This window comes from Maribacter luteus, assembly GCF_009674825.1.
In the GTDB taxonomy this organism is placed as follows: Bacteria; Bacteroidota; Bacteroidia; order Flavobacteriales; family Flavobacteriaceae; genus Maribacter_A; species Maribacter_A luteus.
Window position 1 is genome coordinate 174689 of the sequence record NZ_WKJH01000006.1, and the last position, 24110, is coordinate 198798.

At 38.4% G+C, this 24110-nt stretch carries 24 protein-coding genes; 22 read left to right on the forward strand and 2 right to left on the reverse strand.

What is annotated here, in order from left to right:
• Window positions 1-132: 132 nt before the first annotated feature.
• The 17 genes from GJ691_RS10155 to GJ691_RS10235 all read left to right on the forward strand — a co-directional run bounded on the left by GJ691_RS10155 (window position 133) and on the right by GJ691_RS10235 (window position 16240).
• Window positions 133-1578, forward strand: coding sequence for a CotH kinase family protein (locus GJ691_RS10155; protein ID WP_154366502.1), 1446 nt, complete (start codon window positions 133-135; stop codon window positions 1576-1578).
• Window positions 1579-1684: 106 nt separating this feature from the next.
• On the forward strand, window positions 1685-2206 hold the full coding sequence (locus tag GJ691_RS10160) for a hypothetical protein (protein ID WP_343033475.1): 522 nt from the start codon (window positions 1685-1687) through the stop codon (window positions 2204-2206).
• An 86-nt stretch (window positions 2207-2292) separates the two neighbouring features.
• Window positions 2293-2955 carry a hypothetical protein gene (locus tag GJ691_RS10165; protein ID WP_154366504.1) on the forward strand — a complete coding sequence of 221 codons (663 nt, stop codon included), beginning with the start codon at window positions 2293-2295 and terminating at the stop codon, window positions 2953-2955.
• Window positions 2956-3138: 183 nt separating this feature from the next.
• Window positions 3139-3354, forward strand: a complete 216-nt coding sequence (locus tag GJ691_RS10170; protein WP_109649127.1) for a 4Fe-4S dicluster domain-containing protein — start codon at window positions 3139-3141, stop codon at window positions 3352-3354.
• 2 nt (window positions 3355-3356) lie between these two features.
• Entirely contained in the window at window positions 3357-4001 is a 645-nt protein-coding gene (locus tag GJ691_RS10175; RefSeq protein ID WP_179955084.1) for a ferric reductase-like transmembrane domain-containing protein, read from the forward strand.
• Window positions 3994-5790, forward strand: a complete 1797-nt coding sequence (locus GJ691_RS10180; RefSeq protein WP_154366508.1) for an FAD-dependent oxidoreductase — start codon at window positions 3994-3996, stop codon at window positions 5788-5790. Before GJ691_RS10175 ends, GJ691_RS10180 begins: the two co-directional genes overlap by 8 nt.
• 139 nt (window positions 5791-5929) lie before the next feature.
• On the forward strand, window positions 5930-7057 hold the full coding sequence (locus GJ691_RS10185) for a sensor histidine kinase (protein ID WP_154366510.1): 1128 nt from the start codon (window positions 5930-5932) through the stop codon (window positions 7055-7057).
• Window positions 7054-7770 (forward strand): LytR/AlgR family response regulator transcription factor, encoded by a 717-nt coding sequence (locus tag GJ691_RS10190; RefSeq protein ID WP_154366512.1) that lies wholly within the window; start codon window positions 7054-7056, stop codon window positions 7768-7770. Before GJ691_RS10185 ends, GJ691_RS10190 begins: the two co-directional genes overlap by 4 nt.
• A gap of 191 nt (window positions 7771-7961) precedes the next feature.
• Window positions 7962-8564 (forward strand): TetR/AcrR family transcriptional regulator, encoded by a 603-nt coding sequence (locus GJ691_RS10195; protein WP_154366514.1) that lies wholly within the window; start codon window positions 7962-7964, stop codon window positions 8562-8564.
• A 134-nt stretch (window positions 8565-8698) separates the two neighbouring features.
• Window positions 8699-9433 (forward strand): SDR family oxidoreductase, encoded by a 735-nt coding sequence (locus GJ691_RS10200; protein WP_154366516.1) that lies wholly within the window; start codon window positions 8699-8701, stop codon window positions 9431-9433.
• A 24-nt stretch (window positions 9434-9457) separates the two neighbouring features.
• Window positions 9458-10453 carry an alpha/beta fold hydrolase gene (locus GJ691_RS10205; RefSeq protein ID WP_154366518.1) on the forward strand — a complete coding sequence of 332 codons (996 nt, stop codon included), beginning with the start codon at window positions 9458-9460 and terminating at the stop codon, window positions 10451-10453.
• A 27-nt stretch (window positions 10454-10480) separates the two neighbouring features.
• Entirely contained in the window at window positions 10481-11314 is an 834-nt protein-coding gene (locus tag GJ691_RS10210; protein WP_154366520.1) for a DUF6503 family protein, read from the forward strand.
• A 22-nt stretch (window positions 11315-11336) separates the two neighbouring features.
• Complete coding sequence (locus GJ691_RS10215; protein ID WP_154366522.1) at window positions 11337-11984, forward strand: peroxiredoxin-like family protein; 648 nt, start codon at window positions 11337-11339, stop codon at window positions 11982-11984.
• Between the two features lie 42 nt (window positions 11985-12026).
• On the forward strand, window positions 12027-12422 hold the full coding sequence (locus GJ691_RS10220) for a DoxX family membrane protein (protein ID WP_154366524.1): 396 nt from the start codon (window positions 12027-12029) through the stop codon (window positions 12420-12422).
• 596 nt (window positions 12423-13018) lie between these two features.
• The gene (locus GJ691_RS10225) at window positions 13019-14485 is read left to right on the forward strand and encodes a hypothetical protein (protein WP_154366526.1); all 1467 of its coding nucleotides are present in this window, start codon (window positions 13019-13021) and stop codon (window positions 14483-14485) included.
• Between the two features lie 101 nt (window positions 14486-14586).
• A complete protein-coding gene (locus GJ691_RS10230) occupies window positions 14587-15330 on the forward strand; it encodes a hypothetical protein (RefSeq protein ID WP_154366528.1) in 744 nt (247 codons plus the stop codon).
• A gap of 442 nt (window positions 15331-15772) precedes the next feature.
• Window positions 15773-16240, forward strand: a complete 468-nt coding sequence (locus GJ691_RS10235) for a DinB family protein (protein WP_154366530.1) — start codon at window positions 15773-15775, stop codon at window positions 16238-16240.
• Window positions 16241-16268: 28 nt separating this feature from the next.
• On the opposite strand, the gene GJ691_RS10240 is transcribed toward GJ691_RS10235, so the two are convergent.
• Together GJ691_RS10240 and GJ691_RS10245 are read right to left on the reverse strand one after the other, a co-directional pair.
• Window positions 16269-17015 (reverse strand): LytR/AlgR family response regulator transcription factor, encoded by a 747-nt coding sequence (locus GJ691_RS10240; protein WP_154366532.1) that lies wholly within the window; start codon window positions 17013-17015, stop codon window positions 16269-16271.
• An 8-nt stretch (window positions 17016-17023) separates the two neighbouring features.
• Window positions 17024-18823, reverse strand: a complete 1800-nt coding sequence (locus GJ691_RS10245; RefSeq protein ID WP_154366534.1) for a tetratricopeptide repeat protein — start codon at window positions 18821-18823, stop codon at window positions 17024-17026.
• Between the two features lie 189 nt (window positions 18824-19012).
• Between GJ691_RS10245 and GJ691_RS10250 the strand changes: the two genes are divergently transcribed.
• The 5 genes from GJ691_RS10250 to GJ691_RS10270 are packed head-to-tail and all read left to right on the forward strand — an operon-like array spanning window position 19013 to window position 24041.
• Window positions 19013-19549, forward strand: coding sequence for a hypothetical protein (locus GJ691_RS10250; RefSeq protein ID WP_154366536.1), 537 nt, complete (start codon window positions 19013-19015; stop codon window positions 19547-19549).
• Between the two features lie 19 nt (window positions 19550-19568).
• The gene (locus tag GJ691_RS10255) at window positions 19569-20576 is read left to right on the forward strand and encodes a hypothetical protein (protein WP_154366538.1); all 1008 of its coding nucleotides are present in this window, start codon (window positions 19569-19571) and stop codon (window positions 20574-20576) included.
• A gap of 3 nt (window positions 20577-20579) precedes the next feature.
• A complete protein-coding gene (locus GJ691_RS10260; protein WP_154366541.1) occupies window positions 20580-21611 on the forward strand; it encodes a hypothetical protein in 1032 nt (343 codons plus the stop codon).
• A gap of 6 nt (window positions 21612-21617) precedes the next feature.
• Window positions 21618-22781: a hypothetical protein gene (locus GJ691_RS10265; protein WP_154366543.1), complete on the forward strand. Its 1164-nt coding sequence runs from the start codon at window positions 21618-21620 to the stop codon at window positions 22779-22781.
• Window positions 22782-22784: 3 nt separating this feature from the next.
• The gene (locus GJ691_RS10270; protein ID WP_154366546.1) at window positions 22785-24041 is read left to right on the forward strand and encodes a hypothetical protein; all 1257 of its coding nucleotides are present in this window, start codon (window positions 22785-22787) and stop codon (window positions 24039-24041) included.
• The last annotated feature ends 69 nt before the right edge of the window (window positions 24042-24110 follow it).

The following is a 24110-nucleotide window of genomic DNA, read 5'->3' on the forward strand; positions in this document are numbered from 1 at the left end:
AAAAATGAAAGAATGTTCTCGTTGATAGGGTAGAAAAAAATGGTTGGGACTACTAGACCATTGAGCCCTATGAATGGGAAATACGTTCTTTTCCAACTATTTAAAAATACTAACTAAATCAGTAAATATATCATGACGACAATTTTTAAAAAAACATCAACTTTTTGGGGTTTGGTGCTAATGGTATCCCTTTTATTTGTAAGATGCTCAAGTGACAACAATGATTCTTATGATTCTACAGATGGTACGGATTCATCAGATTCGGATACGACCGTGGTTATCGATGACACGGATTTTGATCCTGTGGATTGGACGACCGAGACGCATAGTAACGATGTGGATCCAGACTTTGATGAGGTTTTTGATGATACTGAAGTAAAGCGATTCGATTTTGTTATTTCAGAGGAGAATTGGGAGGCCATGATGGCGGATATGACGGATCTATATGGAACCTTTGGGCGTAATGGTGGGGGAGGTAGCTCAAGTTTTTCCGATGACGACCCTATTTTCGTACCGGGATCGGTTTTTTACAATGGTAAAGAATGGTACAAGGTGGGACTTCGTTTTAAAGGGAATTCAAGTTTGCAAAGCGCTTGGCAGGCAGGTATTCTGAAACTGGCATTTAAAATGGATTTTGACGAGTTTGAGGATGATTATCCGCAAATCAAGAACCAACGTTTTTATGGGTTTAAAAAACTCAGCTTAAAGAACAATTATAATGATAGCTCTTTTTTAAGGGAGAAAGTCGCGGCCGAGGTGTTCAAGAATTCTGGTTTGGCCGTTTCGAACACTGGTTTTTACACCCTATATGTAGATCATGGTGATGGCCCCGAGTATTTTGGGTTGTACACCTTGGTCGAGGAAGTTGATAATACGGTAATCGATACCCAATTCACTAGTGATGATGGTAATCTTTATAAACCGGAAGATTATGGGGCGAGTTTTGCTTATGGTACCTTTAATGAGGAAGGTTTTGAGAAAAAGACCAATGAGGATGAGGCCGATTGGAGTGATATTGAAAGTCTTTTTTCGGCACTGCATGCAACCAATAGAACAAGTGAGCCGGAAACCTGGAGGTCTAATTTGGAGGCTGTATTTGATGTGGACACTTTTTTGAATTACCTCGCTGTAAATACGGTTATCCAAAATTGGGATACCTACGGTAGAATGGAACATAATTATTATCTATACAATAACCCGGACAATAATTTACTGACCTGGATACCTTGGGATAATAACGAAGCTTTACAAGATGGGAAACAAGGAGGTTCATTGAACCTTGATTTTTCAGATGTTTCCAGTTCCACATGGCCGTTGATAGGGTACTTATATCAAGATGAGGTTTATAAGGCGAAGTACGATGCTTATGTTCAGGCTGTAATAGATGGCCCTTTTGAAACTAATTATATACAAGGCGTTTATGATACGTATTCCAGCTTAGTGGAACCCTATGCGACCACTGAGGTAAGCGGTTACTCATTTTTATACAATAGCAGTTCATTTTATTCGGCTATTTCCACACTTAAATCACATGCTTCGAGCCGGGCATCGGCAGCAAATAGTTATTTGTCCAATTAATAGCTTGGTCAAAATATAAGAATTGGAAAAAAAACGTAAAATTCCAACAGACTGCTTTAAACTATTCGGGTTTAAGGCAGTCTAAATAAGTAGTTTTAAACAAAACATGATGAAAGGTAAAAAATCAATGAATTTTTATATGCGTATTGTTCATCGCTATTTAGGTTTTTTCTTAGCAGGTATTATGGCAGTTTACGCCTTTAGTGGAATTATTCTCATATTTCGGGATACCGATTTTTTGAAAAGTGAACAAACGGTCGAGAAAAAATTAGGGCCAGAACTATCTTCCGAACAATTGGGCAAGGCGTTGCACATGAGAAACTTAAAAATTTCCAAGAAAGAAGGTGATATACAATATTTCAATAATGGAACCTATAACAATGTAACGGGTGATGTAAAATATACATCGAATGAATTGCCTACGGTTATCAGGAAACTGATTCAATTGCATAAGGCAAGTACCAATCAACCCTTATTTTGGCTGAATATTTTCTTCGGGGTGTCATTATTTTTCTTTGTAGTGTCTTCGTTTTTCATGTTCAAACCTAAAACCAAAACATTGAAAGAAGGAGTTTATGTTTCTATTGCAGGGTTGGTACTAACGGTTTTGTTGGTTCTTTTGTCTTAAATGACACCTCAATAGGGAAAAATAATGAAATGGTTTGCCCCATATGTCGGCAACCAAAAATAGATGGAACAGCGTAGGAAAATGATATGGGAAATGCATCTAAATTAATTTTGGCAATGGTCTTGGCCTTTGGTTTTTCCAGTGCCAAAGCCTTTAATCCGTATACTTCATCGGTAATTTTGGAGAATATGGATAATGAATGGTTCTTGCAGATATCCACTTCACAGGTCAGTGCCTATGAGGTGTTGGAGGATTATTACGACACTGAGGATATTTCCGTACTTTCCATAGAGGCTTATAACAAAAAATACATAGAGTATTTGAAGGCCCATATGTACATAGTAGCAGATGATAAGGCGGTAGAACTTTTGCCTGTAGGGGTTCATTTGGGAAGTCAACAAGCCGAAGTACGCTTTGTTTTAAAGGGTATGTCAGGGAATTTCAACCAGTTGTTTTTGAAACTAGACGTTTTTGAAGAAAACGGTTCACAACAAAATGTAACCGGGTTTTTCAGCAAAAATGGAAATGTTAGTAGCATATTGAATGCTGATAATGAGTTTTCCATGAACATTATCTATAAGGATGGAAAGTATATACTTTCCGAAGGTTTCTCCTGGACTATTTTCCATATCCTATATTTAAGTATTTTATTGATGTTTACACTGGTGATGTTTTTTGTTCTTCGTTATCACACCAATAAGAGATCAATAACTTATAAAGGACCTGTGCTGGTTTATAATCGTCAATAAAAGTGGTTTGTCAATTTTTAATTTGCTACTTAACCCTTAAGTAGTGTTCTAATACCTTGTTCAAGATTGTTTTGTTGTCGTGATTTCATATTTGGTTGATAAAGTTCTATAGTCCGTCGATTACAATTTTACTACGCACCAATCTCCCGTATCTTCGATAAGTAATTGTAATAGACTTTTATTATGGCTATTGAAAGTATAAACGGGTGTATAGGGTGTGAAGAGTGTATAAAAAGCTGCCCTACCGATGTGATTCGGTTAGATCCCAAAACGAAAAAGGCAGTGATCACCTTTCCTGAGGATTGTCAAATTTGTCATTTATGTCGGTTGTATTGTCCGGTAGACGCCATTACGCTCACTCCGGAAAAAACCATTCCTGTAATCGTATCATGGGGTTAGTTATGAAAAAAGATAGAAGAATATATAAGATGTTGCCACTTTTTTTAGTGTTTATCGGCATACCCTTGGCATTGTGGTTTTTAAGTGATTTTCCCGAAAGATCATTGCTTATGGATTCCCTCTCACTTTTGACCATTTTAGCGTTTAGTTTACTACTTGCACAATTCTTTTTGGCAAGGACCAATAGGGAACTGGTGAAGAAAGTGAAAATGTCCAACGTACTTAGAATACATAAGTTCATTGGTTACATATTCATCAGTGTGATTATGCTACATCCTTTTTTTATCATAGTTCCTAAATTCTTGGACAATGCGGTTTCTCCTAAAGATGCGTTAATTCGTTTGATAACCACTTTCGATAATATTGGCCTTGTTCTTGGCTTAGTGGCTTATACGGCTATGTTGGTTATCATGATTACCTCCTTTTTCAGGTTTAAGCTTCATTTGAAATATAGGACATGGAGAACCTTTCATGCTTATTTGACATCCATTTTCATTGTTGCCGCCGTTTGGCATGTGATTTCATTGGGAAGACATAGTAATACGGCCTTCATTATGTTCTATGTTATTGCATTGGCAAGTGGTATCTATTATTTATTGCGAACATATTTATTTAAACCTACCTCAAAATCAATAAAAAATGTCTAAAACAAAAGAAAACAAGGGCATATCCCGACGTAATTTCATAGCCTTGGCAGGTGGTGCGGCAGGAGCTGTTGCATTGGCTTCTATGGGACTCCCTTTAGGCTGGGCCGAAAATAGCCCGGAGATAGATGTTGAAGCTTTGGACCTAGAAAAGATCAGTACTGAAGTTCTCGTAATAGGGAGCGGAATGGCAGGTTTGTTCGCGGCCGTAAAGGCACATGATGCTGGTGCAAAGGTGATGATGGTCTCCAAAGGACGACTTGGTTCTTCAGGGCAAACACCTTTTGCAAAGGGTATATTCGCATATGATCCCGATACCGAGAAATTGAGCATTGATGAGTTCGTTGCCCAAGTTTCCCGTTCGGCCTTGGGCAGTAATAATGTGGCCTATACGAAACAGATGGCAGAGCATTCTTTGGACAGGGTAAAAGAACTGGAATCTTGGGGTTTCTTTGATTCGGCCATCTATAATAAAAGCTTCAGGAAACCTATTGAGGAGCGAAATATACCCGTTCAGGAACGAATTGTGGTAACCCATCTTATCAAAGAGGATGAAAAGATTGTCGGAGCGGCCGGTTTTAGCATCGATAAGCAAAAAGTGATTATCTATGAGGCAAAGAGTGTTATACTATGTACAGGGGCTGGCGGATTTAAACCTAATGGTTTCCCTATAGGGGACCTTACCCACGATGGTACGATAATGGCCTATAATATCGGGGCAAAGGTAACCGGTAAGGAATGGAACGATGGCCACCCAGGCAGAGCCGAAAATGCCGCTGCATGTTATGATGGTTGGGGCAATATGTTTGAACAGAAACCAGGTACGGTCAGTATCGAGGTACATCATGATTTAGGTGTGGACATGAATTATAAGGCCTATGTAAGTGGAAATTCGGTAAAAATGGGGCACCCTGGAGAGGCAAATGATAATGCCATTACCGGTGGCCCTTACACTCCTGCTGAATTTAAGAGGGAAAATGTGGAGCGAAAACCTGGACCCGATTCGGAAGGTGGTAGGCCCCCTAGAGGGGAAGGTAAACCGCCAGGAGGGGGTAAACCTCCAAAAGAAGGTGGTGGCCCTCCAGGAATGGGAGGAAATGTAGTAGGGGGTTCATCTGCAGGAATGGCCATTCATAAATCTGAGGGATTGGTGCCGATCAACGATCAATGTGAATCCAATATCCCAGGGTTGTTTGCGGCCGGGGATGCTTTAGGTTCCTATATGTCAGGAGCAATTTATACCCAAATCGGTTCGTCCTTGGCCGGTTCTGCGGTTCAAGGTGGTGTCGCAGGTGAAGCTGCAGCAAGGTACAGTAAGGGTGTTAAAAATGTTGAAATATCCGATTCTAAAATTGAAGCGATACAGGAAGAAATTCTGGCGCCTTTAAAAAGGGAAGCAGGGTATAGCCCAGCATGGGTAACACAGACCTTACAGGGTATCATGATTCCCAACTTTGTCCTTTACATCAAAAAAGAAAGTTTAATGAAGGGGGCATTGGCATATATTGAGGAGTTGAGGGATCATCATATGGGTAAAATGTGCGCTTCCAATTTACATGAATTGCGGTTGGTACATGAAACTGCCAATATGATCATAAGCGCCGAGATGAAACTGAAGGCATCATTGATGCGTAAAGAAAGTAGGTGCAGCCATTACCGATTGGATTATCCGGAAATGGATGATGAAAATTGGCAAGCTTGGATCAATATCTTTAAAGGGGAAGATGGTACCATGCAATTTGAAAAACAACCATTTGGACAATGGCCTAATCAAGACATCGTCAATGTTTGAGAAAAATGGTAAAACATCATTTGAATACATGTGACCTTTAAGTTAATAAAGGGTAATAGATCTAACTTTGAAAGAATTTGTGATTTCAATATGCAGGGACATTTATTAATCAGTATCTTCGATAAACAGTGCAGAATACATGAGTAAAAACTACAAGGATAAGGCGTTCGCAAAAAGAATAGGCCTTTTTGAACCTTTCATTATTATTACCTTTTGGGTCGTATTGTTCGTCTCCCCCTTATTGTTCGGTCAGTTTGAGGAAGAAATCGATTGGGTTCATGTTTTAGATATCTGGAAAAACCATTTAGTATTACTGTTGCTTTTTTTGGCACATCGTTTCGTGTTAATGCCTTTGTTGTTTTTCAAAGGAAAAAAAATCATGTATTTCAGTGTTGTTTTTCTATTGATACTGGCAGGTACAACGATGATGTATTTAATAAATGACAAACAAGATGCACCGCGATTGCCACCACCGCCAGATCGAATTGAAAGGCAAGCAGGGGATTTGCGGGAACCGGGTTTTAAAAGGGAACTGCCTCCTCCTTTAGAGCGCCGTGGAAGAAATAACCAAGGGCCCATACCTGCCTATGCCAATTTTCTCATGTTATCGATTCTTTTATTGGGTTTTGATGCAGGATTGCAGTTATCTATGCGTTGGGCGAATTTGGAACAGGAGAAATTTAGATTGCAAAAAGAGAATGTAGAAAACCAATTGGCCTTTTTAAGGAATCAGATCAGTCCACATTTTTTCATGAATACCCTTAATAATATTCATGCTTTGGTAGATATAGATTCGGAAGAAGCGAAAGAGTCCATCATTAAACTTTCCAACTTAATGCGGCATTTATTGTACGATTCCGAAGAAAAGAAGACAGCCATTAGCAAGGAGGTAGGTTTTATACAGAGTTATATTGAATTAATGCGGTTAAGATTTACGGATAAGGTAGTGATCAATGTTGATATCCCTACCGTAATCCCTGACAAATCAATACCACCGTTATTGTTCACCTCATTGTTAGAGAACGCTTTTAAGCATGGTATAAGTTATGATAAGGAATCGTTTGTCCATATCGCGATGTCCTTTACCGACAGTCGATTGAATTTCACGATCGAGAACAGCGATCATTCCAAAAATGTGGAAGAACCCTCGGGTATTGGGATAGAAAATATTAAAAAACGATTGGAATTGCTTTACGATAAAGCATATGATCTAGATATTTCCAATATCGATGGTAAACATATGGTAACCCTAAATATTCCTTTATGATTCGTTGTATCGCTATAGATGATGAGCCCTTGGCATTAAGACAAATAGTAAGTTATATAGAAAAGACCCCTTTTCTTGTTTTGGAGAATCAGTTTGAAAGTGCCTTGCAAGCAATTTCATACCTCGAGGAAAATGAGGTTGATTTAATGTTCGTTGATATTAATATGCCCGATTTGAGTGGAATGGATTTTGTAAAATCATTGAACAATCCGCCTAAGGTAATTTTTACAACTGCCTATAGCGAATATGCCATTGAAGGTTTTAAAGTAGATGCGATAGACTATTTATTGAAACCTATAGGTTATAGTGACTTTTTAAAGGCAGCGGTCAAGGCCAAGGACAGGATCGATCCCAAGGTAGAAGTGAATACCGAGATTCAAAGCAATGACAAGTTCCTGTTCATTAAATCGGAGTATAAAATATTACGGATCAACCTTTCAGATATAAAATATATAGAAGGTATGCGCGAATACCTCCGTATACACCTTCAATCCGAAAAACCCATAATGACCCTAATGAGTATGAAGAAGATGGAGGAATTTCTTTCTTCGGATCATTTTATGAGGGTGCATAGATCTTATATCGTTAATCTCGATAAGATTTCCACAGTGGAGCGTAATCGTATTGTTTTTGACAAGAACGTTTATATCCCGATCAGTGAACAATATAAATCAAAGTTCCAAAAATTCCTCGACGACAATTTCTTGGTCTAGTTGTTCATTGTCCTTTTAAACGACAAGTATAAAATTGAGCCCATTGTACCATGTGCAAAGTGGTTTTTTTGAGCACTTTGTTTATCCCCATCTCATTATTTTCATAGTCTAATCACTATGGCATTCACGGGAAAATCATAATCCTTTCTTAAAAAAACATACTACATAGTATTTAATTTTTACTTTTGGGCATGGATCAAAGGCAAAAGTCAGAACTTACCAAGCAATCGATCATCAACGAATCGTTCAAGCTATTTTATGAAAATGGCTTTAAGACCACGAGCGTGGATACGATAATGAAAGCGACCAACCTCACCAAAGGGGCTTTTTACCATCATTTTAAGAATAAGAAAGAATTAGGGCTTGCTGTCATCGGCTTAAAGCTTCAAAAGCGGGTTTATGAAAGCATGGTAGCACCTTTATATGGCCCTGAACCCCCTATAGAGATATTAAGTAGCATATTTTATAAGCGCTTAAAGGCATTTAACCTTTATGAAAAACAACACGGTTGTCCTGCCAATAACTTCATAAATGAAATCGGAGATTATGAAACGGTGTATCAAACGGCCTTGAAAAGGATTGTGGAAGAATGGAAATCCGCTTTGGTGTATGTGTTGGATAGGGGGAAAACCGAGGGACAGATCAAGCAGGATATTTGTAGTAAATCTGTTGCCGTATATCTTATCAGTTCATTCGAAGGTGTTCGTGGGCTTCGTAAATTATATGACAATGATCTGATTTTGGATGAATATATTTCGGGTTTGTCCTTGTATATAGAAAATTTGAAAGTATAGGATATCGAATTAAACATACCAATACGAATGTTTTTAAATGTGTATAGGGATTATCCGGAAAAGTAATCGTGCTTTTAGTAGGGCAAGAAAATCATAAAGGGGTTAGTTAGTGTATCAATCAAAAAGTCAAAGGAATGGAACTCAAGAATAAAGTGGTCATAGTAACAGGTTCCTCAAAGGGTATTGGAAAGCAGATAGCAATATTATTGGCGCAAAACGGGGCCAAAGTCGTCGTGAACCACTCCAATAGTGAAGAACAGGCCAATAATACAGTAGCTGCTATTTTAAAGAGCGGAGGAACGGCATTCAGTGTAAAAGCGGATGTCAGTAATAAGGAAGAGGTGACCCGTATGTTCGATGTTGCTATTGCACGCTATGGAAAGGTAGATGTGTTGATCAATAATGCCGGAACAATGATTTCCAAAGAACTAAAGGATATTACCGAAGAGGATTTCAACAAACAGTTCAATGTAAACGTAAAAGGTGTATTCAATACGCTGCAAGAAGCCTCTGGTAAATTGGCGGATAACGGAATTATCATAAACGTATCATCAAGCACGGTAAAGTTGATGTTTCCTGGTTATGCGATTTATTCGGCATCAAAAGCGGCAGTTGAACAGATGACCCGCATTTTTTCCAAGGAAATAGGAAGGGGTATTTCTGTAAATGCCATCGCTCCCGGACCAACTGAAACCGAACTTTTCTTAAATGGCAAATCGCCGGAGTTCATTGAGCGGTTAGGTGCTATGAACGCTTATAACCGATTGGCAAAACCTATGGATATTGCTAAGATCGTGATGTTCTTGGCCAGTGATGATTCAAAATGGATTTCCGGTCAGGTTATCGGTGCCAATGGGGCAATGGTTTAATATATACTTTAAGATAAAATTGCAATGAGATTTAAATTAACATTTTTGTTTCTATTGATTAATGGAGTCGGTTTCTCCCAGGTCAATAATGAACAGTGGTTAGATATAATGTTGACGAACTATGAATATCCATTTGAGGTAGAATATATAGAAATTGATGCCCAAAAGCAAAAATTGAAAATGGCCTATATGGATATTAATAAAGCTAGGAATAATGGTAAGACAATTATGCTCTTACATGGTAAAAATTTTAATGGAGCCTATTGGGAAACAACTATAAATGCCCTTACGACAGTAGGCTATCGGATTATTGTCCCTGACCAAATCGGGTTTGGAAAATCTTCCAAACCAGATAGTTACCAGTATTCCTTTCAGGCATTGGCCAAGAACACAAAAGCTATACTCGACTCTTTGGGGATTTCTAAAACTGCCGTTTTAGGGCACTCAATGGGAGGAATGCTCGCCACTAGGTTTGCGCTGATGTATCCTGAGGTCACTGAAAAACTTATTTTGGAAAATCCGATCGGACTTGAAGATTGGAAATTGGTAGTTCCTTATCAGACAATTGATCAGTGGTATGCGGCCGAGTTGAAAAAGACGGCCGAAAGTATTAAGGCCTATCAACTTAAGTACTATTATGATGGGAAATGGAAAAGCGAATACGATCAATGGGTACAATTACTGTCCGGTTGGACCCTCAACTCCGATTATCCCTTAATTGCATGGAATGCCGCATTAACCTATGATATGATATTCAATCAACCTGTACTGTATGAGTTCAAGAATATAAAATGCCCAACACTTTTGATTATAGGTACAAGGGATAGAACGGCGCTAGGAAAGGCCTTGGTGCCCGAGAAAGTTCGGCCGACAATGGGCCTTTACAGTGAATTGGGGAAAAAAACACACCAAAAAATCCCAAACAGTGAATTGGTTGAAATAGAAAATGTTGGGCATCTTCCGCATATAGAAAGTTTTGAAGAATTTATTGATCCACTTAAAACATTTTTGAGAAAGTAAATCAACAAACAAATAAAAAAAAAGTCTATGAAAATTAAATTCTTTACGGCAATTATTCTCGGATGTATTATCGTATCCTGTAATGATGGCAAGAAAACAAAGGCCGTTACCTCGGTAGAAGTGAAAGAAAAAGCTAAAGCTCCCGTATACGATAATAAGGGTCAACAACTCGTTTACGATATGGTGCAAAAAGTGGGGAATTACAAAAGTCTTCGTGCTAAAAAGGATGTGGTTTATACCTATACCTACCAAACACCCGATGGTAAAACCGATGTTTCCACCGAAAAATATCTTTTCACTGGTGAATTGTCCTACGGGGCGTATAAACGACATGAAAGAACACTTCCCAATCTTGAAGGATTGATTGAGCAAGGTTTTGATGGGAGTACGTATTGGTTAAAACACAATGGTGTTGTTTTACATGATGAAAAATATTTAAAAAGGGTCGCTTTCAACAGACCTACCAATTTTTATTGGTTCACCATGATGCAAAAATTATTGGATCCTGGGGTCAACTACGAATACTTAAAGGAAGAAACCATTGATAGCACAGGGTATGATGTCGTAAAGATTTCCTTTACTTCAGATGATGATAAGCCCTCGGACATTTATCAACTTTATATAAATAAAAAAACAGGGTTGGTAGATCAATTTCTTTTTACAGTTGCCGATTTCGGGGTTATGGACATCCCCAATTTAATGAAGCTGCAATATGAAAAAGTGGATGGCATGGTATTGCCTACAAAGCGTTTGTATAAAAAATCCACTTGGGATGCCGATGTAAGCGATGCTCCATGGATAAAAGTCACATGGTCGGATATTAAGTTCAACAACGGATTAACCCAAGAGGATTTTGAATAATAAAACGGAAAATAGGAAGCATATGGAAAGTCTAAAATCGAAATTGGAAGAAAAAAAGGCAGATTTTGAATTGAATGCCAACAATCATATAAAAACGGTTTTCAAAGCAGGTATAGCTTCTGTAAGGGAAAGTGGAGTGCTCGATAAAGCCAAAAAAGTGGGGGAAATCGCTCCCGATTTTGAATTGAACAATGCCTTGGGAAAACCGGTGGCATTAAGTGATTACCTGAAAAAGGGGAAAGTGGTTCTAACTTGGTATCGTGGAGGTTGGTGCCCCTATTGCAATATGACCTTGCAGCAATTGCAACGTGAAGTGCCCGGTTTTAACGCTAACGGTGCAAGTTTAATCGCACTTACGCCCGAGTTGCCAGACAAGTCGATGAGTACCGTTGAAAAACAGAACCTTCAATTTGAGGTTTTAAGCGATGTGGGGAATGAAATTGCCAGAGCCTACGGAATCGTTTTTAAACTCGCTGATGATGTAGCGGAAATTTATGATGCATCATTTGGAATGCGTACCTATAATGGCGATGATTCGTACGAATTACCACTAGCGGCCACCTATATCATCAATGAAGACGGAAAAATTATGTATGCGTTTTTGGATGCCGATCATAGAAAAAGGGCGGAACCTTCCGAATTGACCGCATTTTTAAAGGAGAACCAATAAGTATATATGCTTTTTTAGGTCTATTATCTTAATATTTAATTTATGAATACACAAGTAGCATATCTGATTGTAAGAGTGGCCGTAGGGGTTAGTATGTTGGGGCACGGACTGGTGCGTCTTCCCAAATTGCAGGGATTCTCTGCCTGGATGCTCAAAGCATTTGAAAATTCCATACTTCCTGATATCCTGGTGTTGCCCTTCAGTTATGCTTTGCCTATAGCGGAGTTTGTCTTGGGAATACTTCTTGTTTTGGGGTTGTTTACGCGTATTTCCTCCATAGTGGCATCCATAGTTATGATTTTGCTCATATTCGGCTCCACGCTGATCGAGAATTGGGGGGCATTGGTGCCTCAATTCATCCATGTGGCTTTCTTTGCGTATCTCATACAACATATAGACAGGAATAGCTTTGCCTTGGATACGAAGTTGAGGGGCTAAGTGTTTTTTTTATTGGGGGAGCCGTTCTTTACCCTCATTTTATTGCATATAAACATTGCATTCAACGCTTAAAAAGAACAAACCCTGACGGGAAACGTCGGGGTTTTTTCGTTCTGGTGATTTGTACGAAATAGGAATCGTTCCTTTTTGATAATTAAATAAGGAACGAGCATTCGCTTATTTCATATGTACAGGATTCCGGCAGTCTACGCTATATCAGTATCCCCATACACGGGCACAGGCCCTGTACGGAAGATGCGGTAGTGTTTTGGGATAAACAACATAAGAAGAGGATAGTGCTTTAGTAAAAAGCAGTACAAAGACTATCATTTATATACGCCATTACGCTTTTCTGTAAGGGCATTTAATTAAATTTAATTAATTTGAGGGTGTGAAAAGGGGTCCTAAAAAATGGGCCAACCATTTTCCTGACCGTACGGTTACCGGCACCCAGGAGCGTCTAAAAGTATGTGGGGGAAGCTGTAGATAAACAATGATCCGTTACAGTTGATGCCCATAGGGGCGTATACAGCGGTGTTTTACGTGTATATAAACTAGTAGGCTGCATTAAGACCAGAACTTAATAAACATATAAAATGTCGAACTTCAAACTTCTTTTCTCTGAATACTTTGATATTGAAGAAGATGTAATGAATGAATATGGGGCTCTGAATATCTGTTTGAGCTCAGACCTTCCTTTATTTATTGACCCTTTTTTATTATTTGCATCAGAGAAAGTCGAATACAAAGAATTGCATGATAATGTAGTAAACCATCTTTTACACTTGAAAGAGTACGCTACAGAAAATGGAGGAAAAAATGTTAATGTAGATTTGTTCAGATTCCCTGAGATAAAGCAAAATTGGTTAGGTTTAGCAAAATATGGAAATAGTGGAAAGGGATTGGGAAAAAGGTTCGCTAACGGTGCAATTAAGGCGTTCAATGGGTTTTATAATAAATTTGGAGAAGAAGAAATCTCTGCTGAAACTCATATTGAAAAATTAACCCTGTTAAACTCTGGAATTGGCAAAGACTTTATTAGTGATTTTACAACAAACTTGATTTTAGAGTATCTTCTTAAGTATACCGAAAAATTCGCACTTGAACATCTTTCAAAAGATCATATTAAAGATTTTTCAATACGATGTATCTTTGATAAAAAACTGAAAATTTGGAAACCTCGAACTTTCAAACTTCCATATTTCTTTAGAGAATCTAACGGTGATTTTATTCTTCTTACTCCTTTAAATATTCTAACTATAGATGACTCAATCATCAATAATGCGGACTTTGTTTCCAATTTTAGCAATGTGACCAGATCTTTGGAAAACGAATCTCTTAGATCTGCAGTAAACGATTTTTTCAGAGGGTGCCTTCCTAAAAAACCATCTCAACAAGACAAACTTGATGCATTCATAAGAACAGTAGAAGAATTTCCTGATTTGATAGACTATTATATCAAACTTAAGGAGGACAAAAGAGGTGAAATCAGTGCCGTAACTACAGCTAAAATTGAAGATATCAGAAGCAAGCTAGTAGATGCCCTCACCCCATTGTGTGAGTTGCTAAATGAACAAAGTGATTTCTACAAAGTTCTACCTAATAGCTACGAAGAATCTCTTCAAAGAACTTTATTCCTAAAAGATGTAATTGAAAATAATGATGGTTATCGAATATTCTACGATGGTTCTCGGCCAATTGCAAAGGAAGACACGATACAAAGAATCTTTAGGTTGACATGGTATGCTTCGCCTTATGATGTCAATTCAGAGGTAAACAATGGTCGTGGACCAGCTGATTATAAGGTTTCTTTTGGAAGTGGAGACTCAACAATTGTAGAGTTTAAGTTGGCCAAATCATCATCGCTAAAAAGGAATCTCGAAAATCAAACTAATATTTATAAAGCTGCATCTAAATCATCGAATGATATTTCGGTAGTTTTATGCTATACCTCTTCTGACATAAGAAAAGTTCAAAAAGTTTTAAGGGAAATTGGAAAGGAAGGACATGAAAACATTGTAGTAATTGACGCAACACCCAAAACATCGGCCTCTAAAGTTTAATAATAATGAAAATAAAACGTCATACAACTTTGTATAAAATGCATAAATACCTTTTGGGCTGGCAATGATATTTTATACGAAACCGCTGGCATCCATTTAAAATGAACATATACGATTCAATTTTAGAGTACCTATATAAAAACCAAGATAAAGGATTTTTAGAGATTTCGCATATATGTTCGGACAAAGAAAAATTAACTCGAATTGCTAAGGAATTAAAGAAGGATGGACTTGTTACTTTTAAGCAAAAACGTTTAATGGGTTCTGGAAAAACACCACCTTTTAGAGAACACCCTAAACTAGAAATAACTCGACTTGGAATCGAAAAATACGAAAGAGAAATAACTGAATTAAAGGAAGTGACATTAAAAATGGATGCAAATACCATCAAAACTTTAGAAAATTTGAAAAACGGAAAATCCGTTACTTTAACTAAAGAGAGTCCGAATGAAATATCCGAATTTATTATTAACCTTAAAAACCTAGGAATTTTACATAAACCTACTAGGTTTGGGTATGCTTGTGACTTAAGTAATAGGAAATATCTAACAAAGTTAATAGAACTTAAATCCTGGGAAATGTTCCTTGATTGGTCTGAAAACGAAAATAACAAATCTGATTACATAAATGATTTTTCTGGTTCAACAATTGGACAAGTAAATCAATCATCTATTTTTTCCAATAGCCCCCAAAATATTGATACGAACGCAAAAGAAACTACTACCCAAAAAAAGAACTTCGGGAAAAAGTTTTGGGAATTAATTTCGGAAAACAAACTTATTTCTGGTATCATACTCATTGTTATTGGGTATTTAATTAAACTACTTTTTGGAATCGAATTTTAAACAAAAACGGTTTTCACTATATTTCAATAAATTACACGGACATCACATAGCGCTACGTTAGGCAACATATGCAAAGAATCATTTTTGTTTTATTCTTCTGTGTTTGTATCAGCTGTTATGGGCAAAACTTCCTATGAAAAGCCTTAGCCCAATTTCGGTATAGTTACTTACTATTTTGTTCTTCGCCTTAAAACACCTTTTTTCCCTGCATACCTAAAGTTGCGATCGCTTTCCCGATCGGCAAGATCCAAAACGCACTTTTTTTCCTAACTTGGTAATAGGTAAAATGTAAAGTAATAATAATTGAAACAGTACTGAATTCAGGGGGTATAGCCCGTTTTAATCGTTATGTAATTTAACGGGAAAGTGCTACGAAGTCGGCTACTATTCTTTTATTTACCATTGGCTGTAATGTAAAACGACATTCTCGAAAACAAAGAAAATGACCCAATCCGAACTCATAATTTTAAATTTTACAGAGATACGAAGAAGAAGCATAAAACTTTGGAATGTACTTCCTGAGAGCTATTATAATTGGAAACCTGACGAAAAAGCAATGACTGCCATAGAAATGGTAAGGCACGTTTTGGAGGCTGATTATGGCTGGAATATCATTATTAATCAAGGGGATATGACAAATTATAAAACGCCTTGGAAAAATCGACCGTTCATTAGCGTTGCCGACGAACTTGAATTTGCTGAACCCTATAGAAATACATTTTTAGAAAGTGTTCGACGATTTTCGGATACGGAATTAAACGAAACTGAAATCGTTCACCCTATGAATGGAGATAGGAAAACCCTTGGAAAATATTTACTGCGGATCGGATATCACGAATCGGTTCACGCAGGACAGTTCCTTTCGTATTTAAGGGCAATGAAAATTGATAGACCTGAAATATGGGATTAAAGGGTGTAGTTCTTTTCTAAATGGGGTGCTAGGCCCTTAGTTTTTGTATCAGTTCGTCCTTTCTTCTTACGGCAACTTCTATTCTGGTTTTATCCGACAAGGTTATGTGCCCTCCTTTTCCTTTAGTGTAGGCTTCTATATAGTCTAAGTTGACCAAGTGGGATTTATGGACTCTAAAAAACGTATTATCATCTAGAATATCCTCAAAATACTTGATGGTTTTTGATGCGGTTATCTTTTTGTTGGACAAGGTATGGATATGGGTGTAGTTTGCATCCGATTGAAACCTTATGATTTGTTTTGTGTCCAACATTGTAAATCCTGCCACCGTAGGAATAGCGATTCTTTTAGAGGACGGGTTGCTCTCTTTAAAATTATGAAATAGGATATCTATTTTTTGTGATGTTTCTTTCAGGCTTTTTTGTTGCCGTAACTTTTGGAGGGCATTGTCGAGGTCAGTATTGTCTATAGGTTTTAATAGATAATCCAAGGCAGAAAACTTAAAGGCCTTTAGTGCATATTTGTCATAGGATGTGGTGAAAATCACTTCGAAATCTATATGGTCCAATTGTGAAAGAAGGTCAAAACCGGTCCCGTTTCCTAATTGTACATCCAAAAATAGAATATCTGGAGTACTGCTGGCAATTTCCTTTATGGCTTCATCAATTGTTTTACAATAAGCTATAATCTTTATATTGTACGTACTGGATCGTAATAACGTTTCCAGGCGATCAATGCAGTGTTGCTCATCGTCAACTATTAATGCTTTTAACATGCTGTTTTTTAAAATTGAAGTTCTAAAGGAAGTGTTATTTCCACGCGCACCCCTTCGGGTTTATCCATCAAATTAACAGATCCTTTTTTGTTTTTTATATGACTCAGAATATCAATTCGACTTTTTGTGATCTTAATGCCAAAAGATCCATTCGATTTTTTCCCACGAACATTCTTTTTAGATTGTCCTACACCATTGTCATCCACAACATATTTAAGCATATCCCCCTCTTTTTCGATTTTAATGTCTATGTGGCCATCTCCATTTTTAGGGGCGATACCGTGCCAAATGCTATTTTCGATAAAGGGCTGTAAAATTAATGGGGGAACCAGGGTGTTATTTGGCTCAATATCTTGATCGATCGTAATTTGATGGTGCAACTTATTTTGTAGGCGTATGGTCTCTATCTGCATATATAGTTCCATTAGTTCAAGATCCTCGCTTAAAGTGATCGATTTTTTCTCTGAGTTTTCTAAAATGGCTCGTGTGAGCTTGGAGAATTTGACCAAGTAGTCATCTGCTTGCAGAATATCATTTTTAGAAATGAAATCACTTATGGAGTTGAGGGAGTTAAAAATAAAATGAGGGTTCATTTGGGACCGTAAGGCCTTAAGTTCCGTCTCCGATACCTTGGCGTTGAATTCGGCGGTTTTCTTTTTTTCCAACTCATCCCGTCTACGTTTGTAGATATAATAACCGAACATGGCCATCAACACAAAGAAAATGGCCCCTATCAAATAAATATTTTTCACCAGTTGCTGCCGTTTAATTTCTTCGTTGGCCACCGCTTGCTGACGCTCCATCTGAAACTGCATTTCCTTACGGGTCAATTCCGATTTCTTTTCTTCATTTAGTACACTGTCCCTTAATTGTATATGTTTTTTGTAGGCATTCAGTGCCTCGGGCATTTTACCATTTTGCTCATAAACCTTACTCAATACCTCCCAGGAATCAGCTTCCCACTCCACGGCCCCGATTTCTTTGGAAAGGGAGAGCGCATTGCTGGCATATGTTTCCGCTACCGCATAGTTATTCAGCAGTACGTTTATTTTACCTATACTGTTCAGAGCGGATGCCTCAATATATTTATTGCCTATTTTTTGGGCCATGGCCATAGCTTCTTGATAGTGGAAAAGAGCCTTTTGGTGCTCCCCCAAATTTTTATACGCCAAGGCTAAATTGTTGGTAATGGCCGCTATGAACAAATCGTTTCCCTCTTCCTTGGCCAATGTTAGAGCCTTGTTCAAGTAAGATACACCCTCTTCAAAATTTTCAGTGTCATTGTAGATAATGGCGATATTGGAAAGTGCCTTGATTTCTTCCGCCCTGTTGCCCATTGCCTGTGACGTTTCTAGGTAGGCACGGTAATTTTCTAGGGCACGGTCGTATTCCTTTAAATCGGCATGGATATTCCCTAAATTACTTAAAACACTGGCTTCGAGCTGCTTGTCCGGTATTTTTCTACTAAGCACCAAAGCCTTTTGATAGGCGTCCATGGCATTTAAATTATCCGCTAAAACATAATGTAAATTCCCTTTTTGGCGTTGGGCCAAGGCCTCACCTTTAATCCATATATTTTTTTTAGAAATTGCAAGGGCCTCTTCTATCAATGAAAATCCCTTATTGGGTTCAGAATAGGTCAATTCACTCGCTAGCTCAATAAGCAGGCCTGCTCTTATGGTATCTTTTAAGGTGTGAGTTTGTAACTCGTTCTTTAAGGAGTCTAGTTTATTTTGCTGAGAGGTGCCAAAAAAATGTACCAAACAGATAAGTAAAAAACAATACTTTTTTTGAGTTGGTCGGGACATGCTATAAGGTTGGTTGTTTTCAAATTTAAACTTTTTGTTCTATTAATCGGCTGTTACACCAGTTTTTACGAATATCAGAACAAATGCCACGGTAAAGCGAAAAATCAATACGTAGAATAATTGGTTATAGCACGAACCGATTGTAATTGATAGTTTAGGTATAATTAAACCACATTATAACGTAACTGAATGAAAAACAATATTAAAAATTTACTGTACTGTTCAACCTTGTTCCTCATTTTTGGTTGTGGGTCTGATGACGGCAATGAAGAGGGAGCTGCTTCCTACCAGTCACGTGGCAATATTACATTGTCAGGAGATGAAACATCGGAATTGGGAACCTCGTTATCCGTTGGAAATATTGAGGTTGCAAATGCCTCCCTTACAGGAACCGATAAATCTGTCATACTCTTGTCGGAGAATATTTCTGTGGTCGATGACGAACTTGTTTATGAGGATGACCAAAACGGATTTGTTATCGTAGCCGCGGATTTTTCTACCGGAGGTTCAGCTGATATCGACAAAAGTATTTCCATGACCATCGTAAAAGATGGTGAAGAGTACAGGCATGCTTGTACTTCGCCCTATCTAAACTTTTTTACGGCCTGTGGCGCTGGATTCGCAATTGATTTTGAGGGCAAGAGCGTCACTTTTGATGGTACTACGGTAATCAACACCGATGATGATACCATTTTAACCATGGATGGGACCATTACTTGGGATTAAAAATATAAAGGGAAAAGTTATGGTAAGGTCATGTTTGTTGATTGTTTTGTGTTTTTTGGGAGTGCTTTCTGGTAATGCACAGTCTATAAATGATAAAGAGATGGTGGTCTACCAAGCACCTTCCGATAAGTTTGCCTCCATCACATTACAGGCCCATAAGGGCTTGCCACGTTTTGGGGTTCCGAATATGTATCGGGAACAAACTGGTGGGCAAAGACAGGGGATGCGTGCTGGCGGATCAGATCGTGGTGCCAAAACCCCCGAACGTATGGAGAAAAACAAGCTCGTAACTACGGGCAAAAGTAATCTTTCGCTATTGGTCAGCTTAAAATATTTACAGCCGTTTATGGAGGACCTTGATCGGGAGCGGTTAACCACATTGACCTCCAATATGTCCGAAAAAGAATCCAATTCCGCCTTCTTACAGCGGTTTTTACGGAGTCAGGTGGCACCTAACCTATGCTTGGCCAATGAATGTAAGAGTGCCAACCAAGGCAAGAACGAATTTGAACGGCTTCGTAATTATACATCTTTTGTGGATCACTGTTTAGATCCACTTTTAGATTGGAGCAAAAATGTAATGGAAAACGACGAACTAATCGGCTACCACGTTTCTATGCTGAATATTGGCAGTAATTATGATTTTGATAAAAAGGGATATACCGCATACCATTCTTTAATACTCAACAACATTTTTTCCTTAAAGCAGGGCATCGGAAAACAAGTGGTCTTTAAACCGGTGAAACCGTTCGAGGAGGCACTTCAAAACTCGGTAGATAGGAGTAAGACCATAAAATTTTTACTTCACATAGATGAAAAAACGGCAGAACGATTTCAAAAAGAAGGCATAAAACGCTTGTATGCGGTAAAAAAAATAAAGGTAAAACGGTCTAACAAGCCCATGGAGTCAGTCTCTAAGGCCATAGAATTTAATTACTCCCACGAAAGTGCCGATTTGGAATTGTATACGGACGAGGCACTGACACAACATTTTAAAACTTTGTCTCTGGCAGACCTAACCAATTAAATTATGAAACAGTTCCTAATCATTCTAATACCGCTAGTAGTACATTTTTCGGTCTGGGGACAAGGGGAAGAAAAAGTTTTTGCCGCTCCTTCTTCAAGTTTTATAGACCTGTCGCTACAGACCCACAAGGGCAAACTTCGGTTTGGCCTCCAAGATGGATATTATATCAAATCGGACGGTAGCTATGTAAAGAACAACGAAGCGTCCTATTTTGAAATGGATAAAAGATTCAGTCATAACAATGCCAGCAGACATGCCTTTATCGAACTTTTAAAGATACGGTTCAAAGAAGATATGTTCGCGGCGATGGATAAAGACTATTTCACCGTGCGTACACCTAACATGTACGACAAGGAGCAGAAATCCTACACCGCACAGCAGCACGTGCTCACCCTGGCGAATGCCCTTTGCACCGCCGAACAGGCGATTCAATTTTTCTGCAATATAAAAGAAGAGGTTTGTGGCAGGGTATTCCCTGAAGAGGGGTATTACAATGAGCCTAGAAATATAAGGTATTGGGGCGGAAGGGGAGCTTCGGAGTTTCAAAAGTTGAGGGCATACACCTCGTTTGTAAAAGAAAAGTTTCCGTTGGTGCAAGAATGGGCAAAAACCTTGTATCCCGATAATGAAATTAAGGGTTACTACGTGGCCAAAACATATTTGGGCACCTACGATTTTAAAGAGGGCGGCTACTGGTTACGTACCGGTGAGTTTGGTAACAACGGCTTTTTGTTGAGGTGGTTCGGCCTTCAGCCCAGTAATTCGTCGGAAAGAAAATTGGTGCATCCCAACGGTTCATCCATTCTCTTAAAAATGCCCGCTGAAAAAGCGGAGACTTTTTCGGAAAACTATCAATACCTGTTTTTAGTTTTTGACGTCACGGGGCAGCTGATCGGACTCGAAAACTATAGGGCAGACCAGCTAAAGACCACCTTTGCCCTCAACAGTCACATTATTGAAATTTATACCGATGATGCGCTTACCAATAGAGTAGGCGAAATTGACATAAACACCATGGTATCCAAAACCAGATAAGAGACAATGATGAAAATTAAAAATATAAGAGCACGTTTTGTACTACTTTTTGCCATAACGGGCTTCTTGGCACCAAGCACCGTACATGCCCAGTTTTTTAAAAAACTAAAAAAGAATGTAGAGGATAGGGTGGTGGAGGTTGCCGGTGAAAAATCGGACCAACTTTTAGGCGGGGAAACGAAAACCACCGTAAACGATAATGTAAAAACAGGGGCCGATACCAAAACAACACCAACGGAAACACTGGTAAAAAAGGTAGACCCAAGTCTTCAAGACCAAGAGGTTTTAAGGTTCAAGGCACCTTCCAAAGATTTTAGGGATATTGTAATACAGGCATATAACGGCTTGCCAAGATATGGTGAACTCAATTTTCAAAGTGGATCAAATGCCTTGATTACCAATAAGGCCTATAAAGCCCTTTTAGAGTTAAAATTTTTAGAGGATACTTTTAAGGATATGGATCGGTCTAAATTGACCAAACATATAAATACGGCAGGCGACCTTGCCAAAAAGAATTCAGAATTTGCCCAAAATAATTTAAGGATTCTTGCTGGGGAAACCCTATCGGAGGACAAATTGAAAGAATATTTTTGTGATTCCGAAGCACCATCACCCTGTAGTTTTTACAATCGGGCAGGGGAGAGGATGCATGTTTCGTATTGGGGCGGTACGTCTACAAATGAATTTGCCCAGAACCGTAGCTATACCACCTTTGTAAAGGAATACTTCGATACCCTTAAAAATTGGAGCCAATCGTTTTATACCAATGATAGCGAGGTCGCCTATTATGTGGCAAAGGGTTTGGTGGGCGAAAAATATGATTTTAAGGAAAAGGGGTATTGGATAGGGAATCTATTTTCCATCGGAGGGGACTTCATTCTACATCAGTCCAATTTTTTGGCGTATACCGAGAACGAAAAAGCAATAAGACATCAGGCCAAAAAAATATTCCTGCCCATGGATGCCGATAAGGCGAAGACCTACAAGTTAATTCCTCGGTCACCGGTATATGTAGTGTTCAAGGTGCTTGTAAGCCCCAAGCCCAACAATACAACCTCTGTAAAATGGGAATATGAACTAGAGAGTCCGATCGTTGAAATTTATAAGGATGTGACACTTACCGATAAAATGGGAGAGGTAGATATTAATAGTACAAATCTTAAAAACTGACAGATGGGAAGCAGTCGTACAATTATGGTGGTAATGGGAATGTTGTTCTTTATAGTGGCACCCCGGGCCAATGCCCAGTTTTTTAAAAAGCTAAAACAGCAAGCTGAAGAAAAACTTACCGAGAAAGCCAATAAAGAGGTAGATGATATTTTTACCGGAAACAAGGGTACAACAAAGAAAGAGGAGGGGGCAAAAGAATTGGGAACCGTCAAAACCGATGAAAACAAAGTCGTACCGCCTACTACCGTACCGCAATCGACAACCACTTTTAACGAATCGGATTATTTGGTGTATAAATCGCCAGATCCGGCGTTTCATGATATTTACGTTCAAAAATTTAAGGGGCTCCCAAGATTCGGTTCCTGTAATTTTTATACCATGCCCAACAATCCGAAAATGCCCGTGTCGACTCCCGAGGTCAATGAGAAAAGAGTAAAAATGAAAATGGGTTATAATGCTTTTTTGTTATTGGCACGAATGCATACCCTAAAGGATCATTTTAAGGTAATGGACAGAACGGCCCTCACCCCCATTAGTAAACCCTTGGTAGAAGAAGAGGTAAAATCCAATATGGCACAAGGATACCTAATGAATTTTGCATTTTTAATGGGCACGGATGCCTTGAAAAAGGAATATTTTATGAATGATCGGAACGGTACCGGTAATGCTCCCATTGTATCCAAATGGGGAGGGCAATATGCCGATGATTTTACCGAGAATGAAAAATATGTGGCATTTGTAGAAAAGTATTTAGATAAAATACTGCAATGGAACCAAACATTTTTTGAGGACGCTACGGAAGATTTTCAATTTGTTGTTCCGCTGGAGTTCAAAGGATCCTATGATTTCGACAAAAATGGATTTTGGGTGCAACTTCCCACCAAAAGGAGGTCTAGTTATAGTATGGATTTTGGAAGTACGAGGGATAATTATTTTTTTGAGTTTCTTCCCAAGACACCTTATGGGCAGCAAATCTTGAATAAAACACAACAGGTGGAACATATAAATGCTGAGGTGCTTTTTAAAATGGATCCGGCCGCGGCCGAAGCTTTGATAAACGATAAAACAAAGAACCCACAAATGGTGGTAAAAGTAAAGGTCGTTTATGAAGGGTTCCGACCCGAGAATCCCACGATTTATGCTCCAAAATACACATATCATTTACTGGATCCTATTATGGAACTGTATTCCGATGCTGGGCTGACTTCAAAAATTGGGGAAATAAATCTGGAAAACTTAATTTACAAAGGCTCTAATTAATGTTAATGGTGCGCGTATCGTAATCTTTTTATACTTATATTCCCATTGTTACGCGTAGTACGCCACAAG

Excerpts from the sequence above, each read along its gene's own strand:
- GJ691_RS10225 (WP_154366526.1), top strand. The coding sequence starts at position 13,019 with ATGTCGAACTTCAAACTTCTTTTCTCTGAATACTTTGATATTGAAGAA.
- GJ691_RS10175 (WP_179955084.1), top strand. The coding sequence starts at position 3,357 with ATGAAAAAAGATAGAAGAATATATAAGATGTTGCCACTTTTTTTAGTG.
- GJ691_RS10210 (WP_154366520.1), top strand. The coding sequence starts at position 10,481 with ATGAAAATTAAATTCTTTACGGCAATTATTCTCGGATGTATTATCGTA.
- GJ691_RS10255 (WP_154366538.1), top strand. The coding sequence starts at position 19,569 with ATGGTAAGGTCATGTTTGTTGATTGTTTTGTGTTTTTTGGGAGTGCTT.
- GJ691_RS10155 (WP_154366502.1), top strand. The coding sequence starts at position 133 with ATGACGACAATTTTTAAAAAAACATCAACTTTTTGGGGTTTGGTGCTA.
- GJ691_RS10160 (WP_343033475.1), top strand. The coding sequence starts at position 1,685 with ATGATGAAAGGTAAAAAATCAATGAATTTTTATATGCGTATTGTTCAT.
- GJ691_RS10195 (WP_154366514.1), top strand. The coding sequence starts at position 7,962 with ATGGATCAAAGGCAAAAGTCAGAACTTACCAAGCAATCGATCATCAAC.
- GJ691_RS10190 (WP_154366512.1), top strand. The coding sequence starts at position 7,054 with ATGATTCGTTGTATCGCTATAGATGATGAGCCCTTGGCATTAAGACAA.
- GJ691_RS10200 (WP_154366516.1), top strand. The coding sequence starts at position 8,699 with ATGGAACTCAAGAATAAAGTGGTCATAGTAACAGGTTCCTCAAAGGGT.
- GJ691_RS10165 (WP_154366504.1), top strand. The coding sequence starts at position 2,293 with ATGGGAAATGCATCTAAATTAATTTTGGCAATGGTCTTGGCCTTTGGT.
- GJ691_RS10245 (WP_154366534.1), bottom strand. The coding sequence starts at position 18,823 with ATGTCCCGACCAACTCAAAAAAAGTATTGTTTTTTACTTATCTGTTTG.
- GJ691_RS10265 (WP_154366543.1), top strand. The coding sequence starts at position 21,618 with ATGATGAAAATTAAAAATATAAGAGCACGTTTTGTACTACTTTTTGCC.
- GJ691_RS10220 (WP_154366524.1), top strand. The coding sequence starts at position 12,027 with ATGAATACACAAGTAGCATATCTGATTGTAAGAGTGGCCGTAGGGGTT.
- GJ691_RS10170 (WP_109649127.1), top strand. The coding sequence starts at position 3,139 with ATGGCTATTGAAAGTATAAACGGGTGTATAGGGTGTGAAGAGTGTATA.
- GJ691_RS10215 (WP_154366522.1), top strand. The coding sequence starts at position 11,337 with ATGGAAAGTCTAAAATCGAAATTGGAAGAAAAAAAGGCAGATTTTGAA.
- GJ691_RS10260 (WP_154366541.1), top strand. The coding sequence starts at position 20,580 with ATGAAACAGTTCCTAATCATTCTAATACCGCTAGTAGTACATTTTTCG.
- GJ691_RS10235 (WP_154366530.1), top strand. The coding sequence starts at position 15,773 with ATGACCCAATCCGAACTCATAATTTTAAATTTTACAGAGATACGAAGA.
- GJ691_RS10250 (WP_154366536.1), top strand. The coding sequence starts at position 19,013 with ATGAAAAACAATATTAAAAATTTACTGTACTGTTCAACCTTGTTCCTC.
- GJ691_RS10205 (WP_154366518.1), top strand. The coding sequence starts at position 9,458 with ATGAGATTTAAATTAACATTTTTGTTTCTATTGATTAATGGAGTCGGT.
- GJ691_RS10180 (WP_154366508.1), top strand. The coding sequence starts at position 3,994 with ATGTCTAAAACAAAAGAAAACAAGGGCATATCCCGACGTAATTTCATA.
- GJ691_RS10240 (WP_154366532.1), bottom strand. The coding sequence starts at position 17,015 with ATGTTAAAAGCATTAATAGTTGACGATGAGCAACACTGCATTGATCGC.
- GJ691_RS10230 (WP_154366528.1), top strand. The coding sequence starts at position 14,587 with ATGAACATATACGATTCAATTTTAGAGTACCTATATAAAAACCAAGAT.
- GJ691_RS10185 (WP_154366510.1), top strand. The coding sequence starts at position 5,930 with ATGAGTAAAAACTACAAGGATAAGGCGTTCGCAAAAAGAATAGGCCTT.
- GJ691_RS10270 (WP_154366546.1), top strand. The coding sequence starts at position 22,785 with ATGGGAAGCAGTCGTACAATTATGGTGGTAATGGGAATGTTGTTCTTT.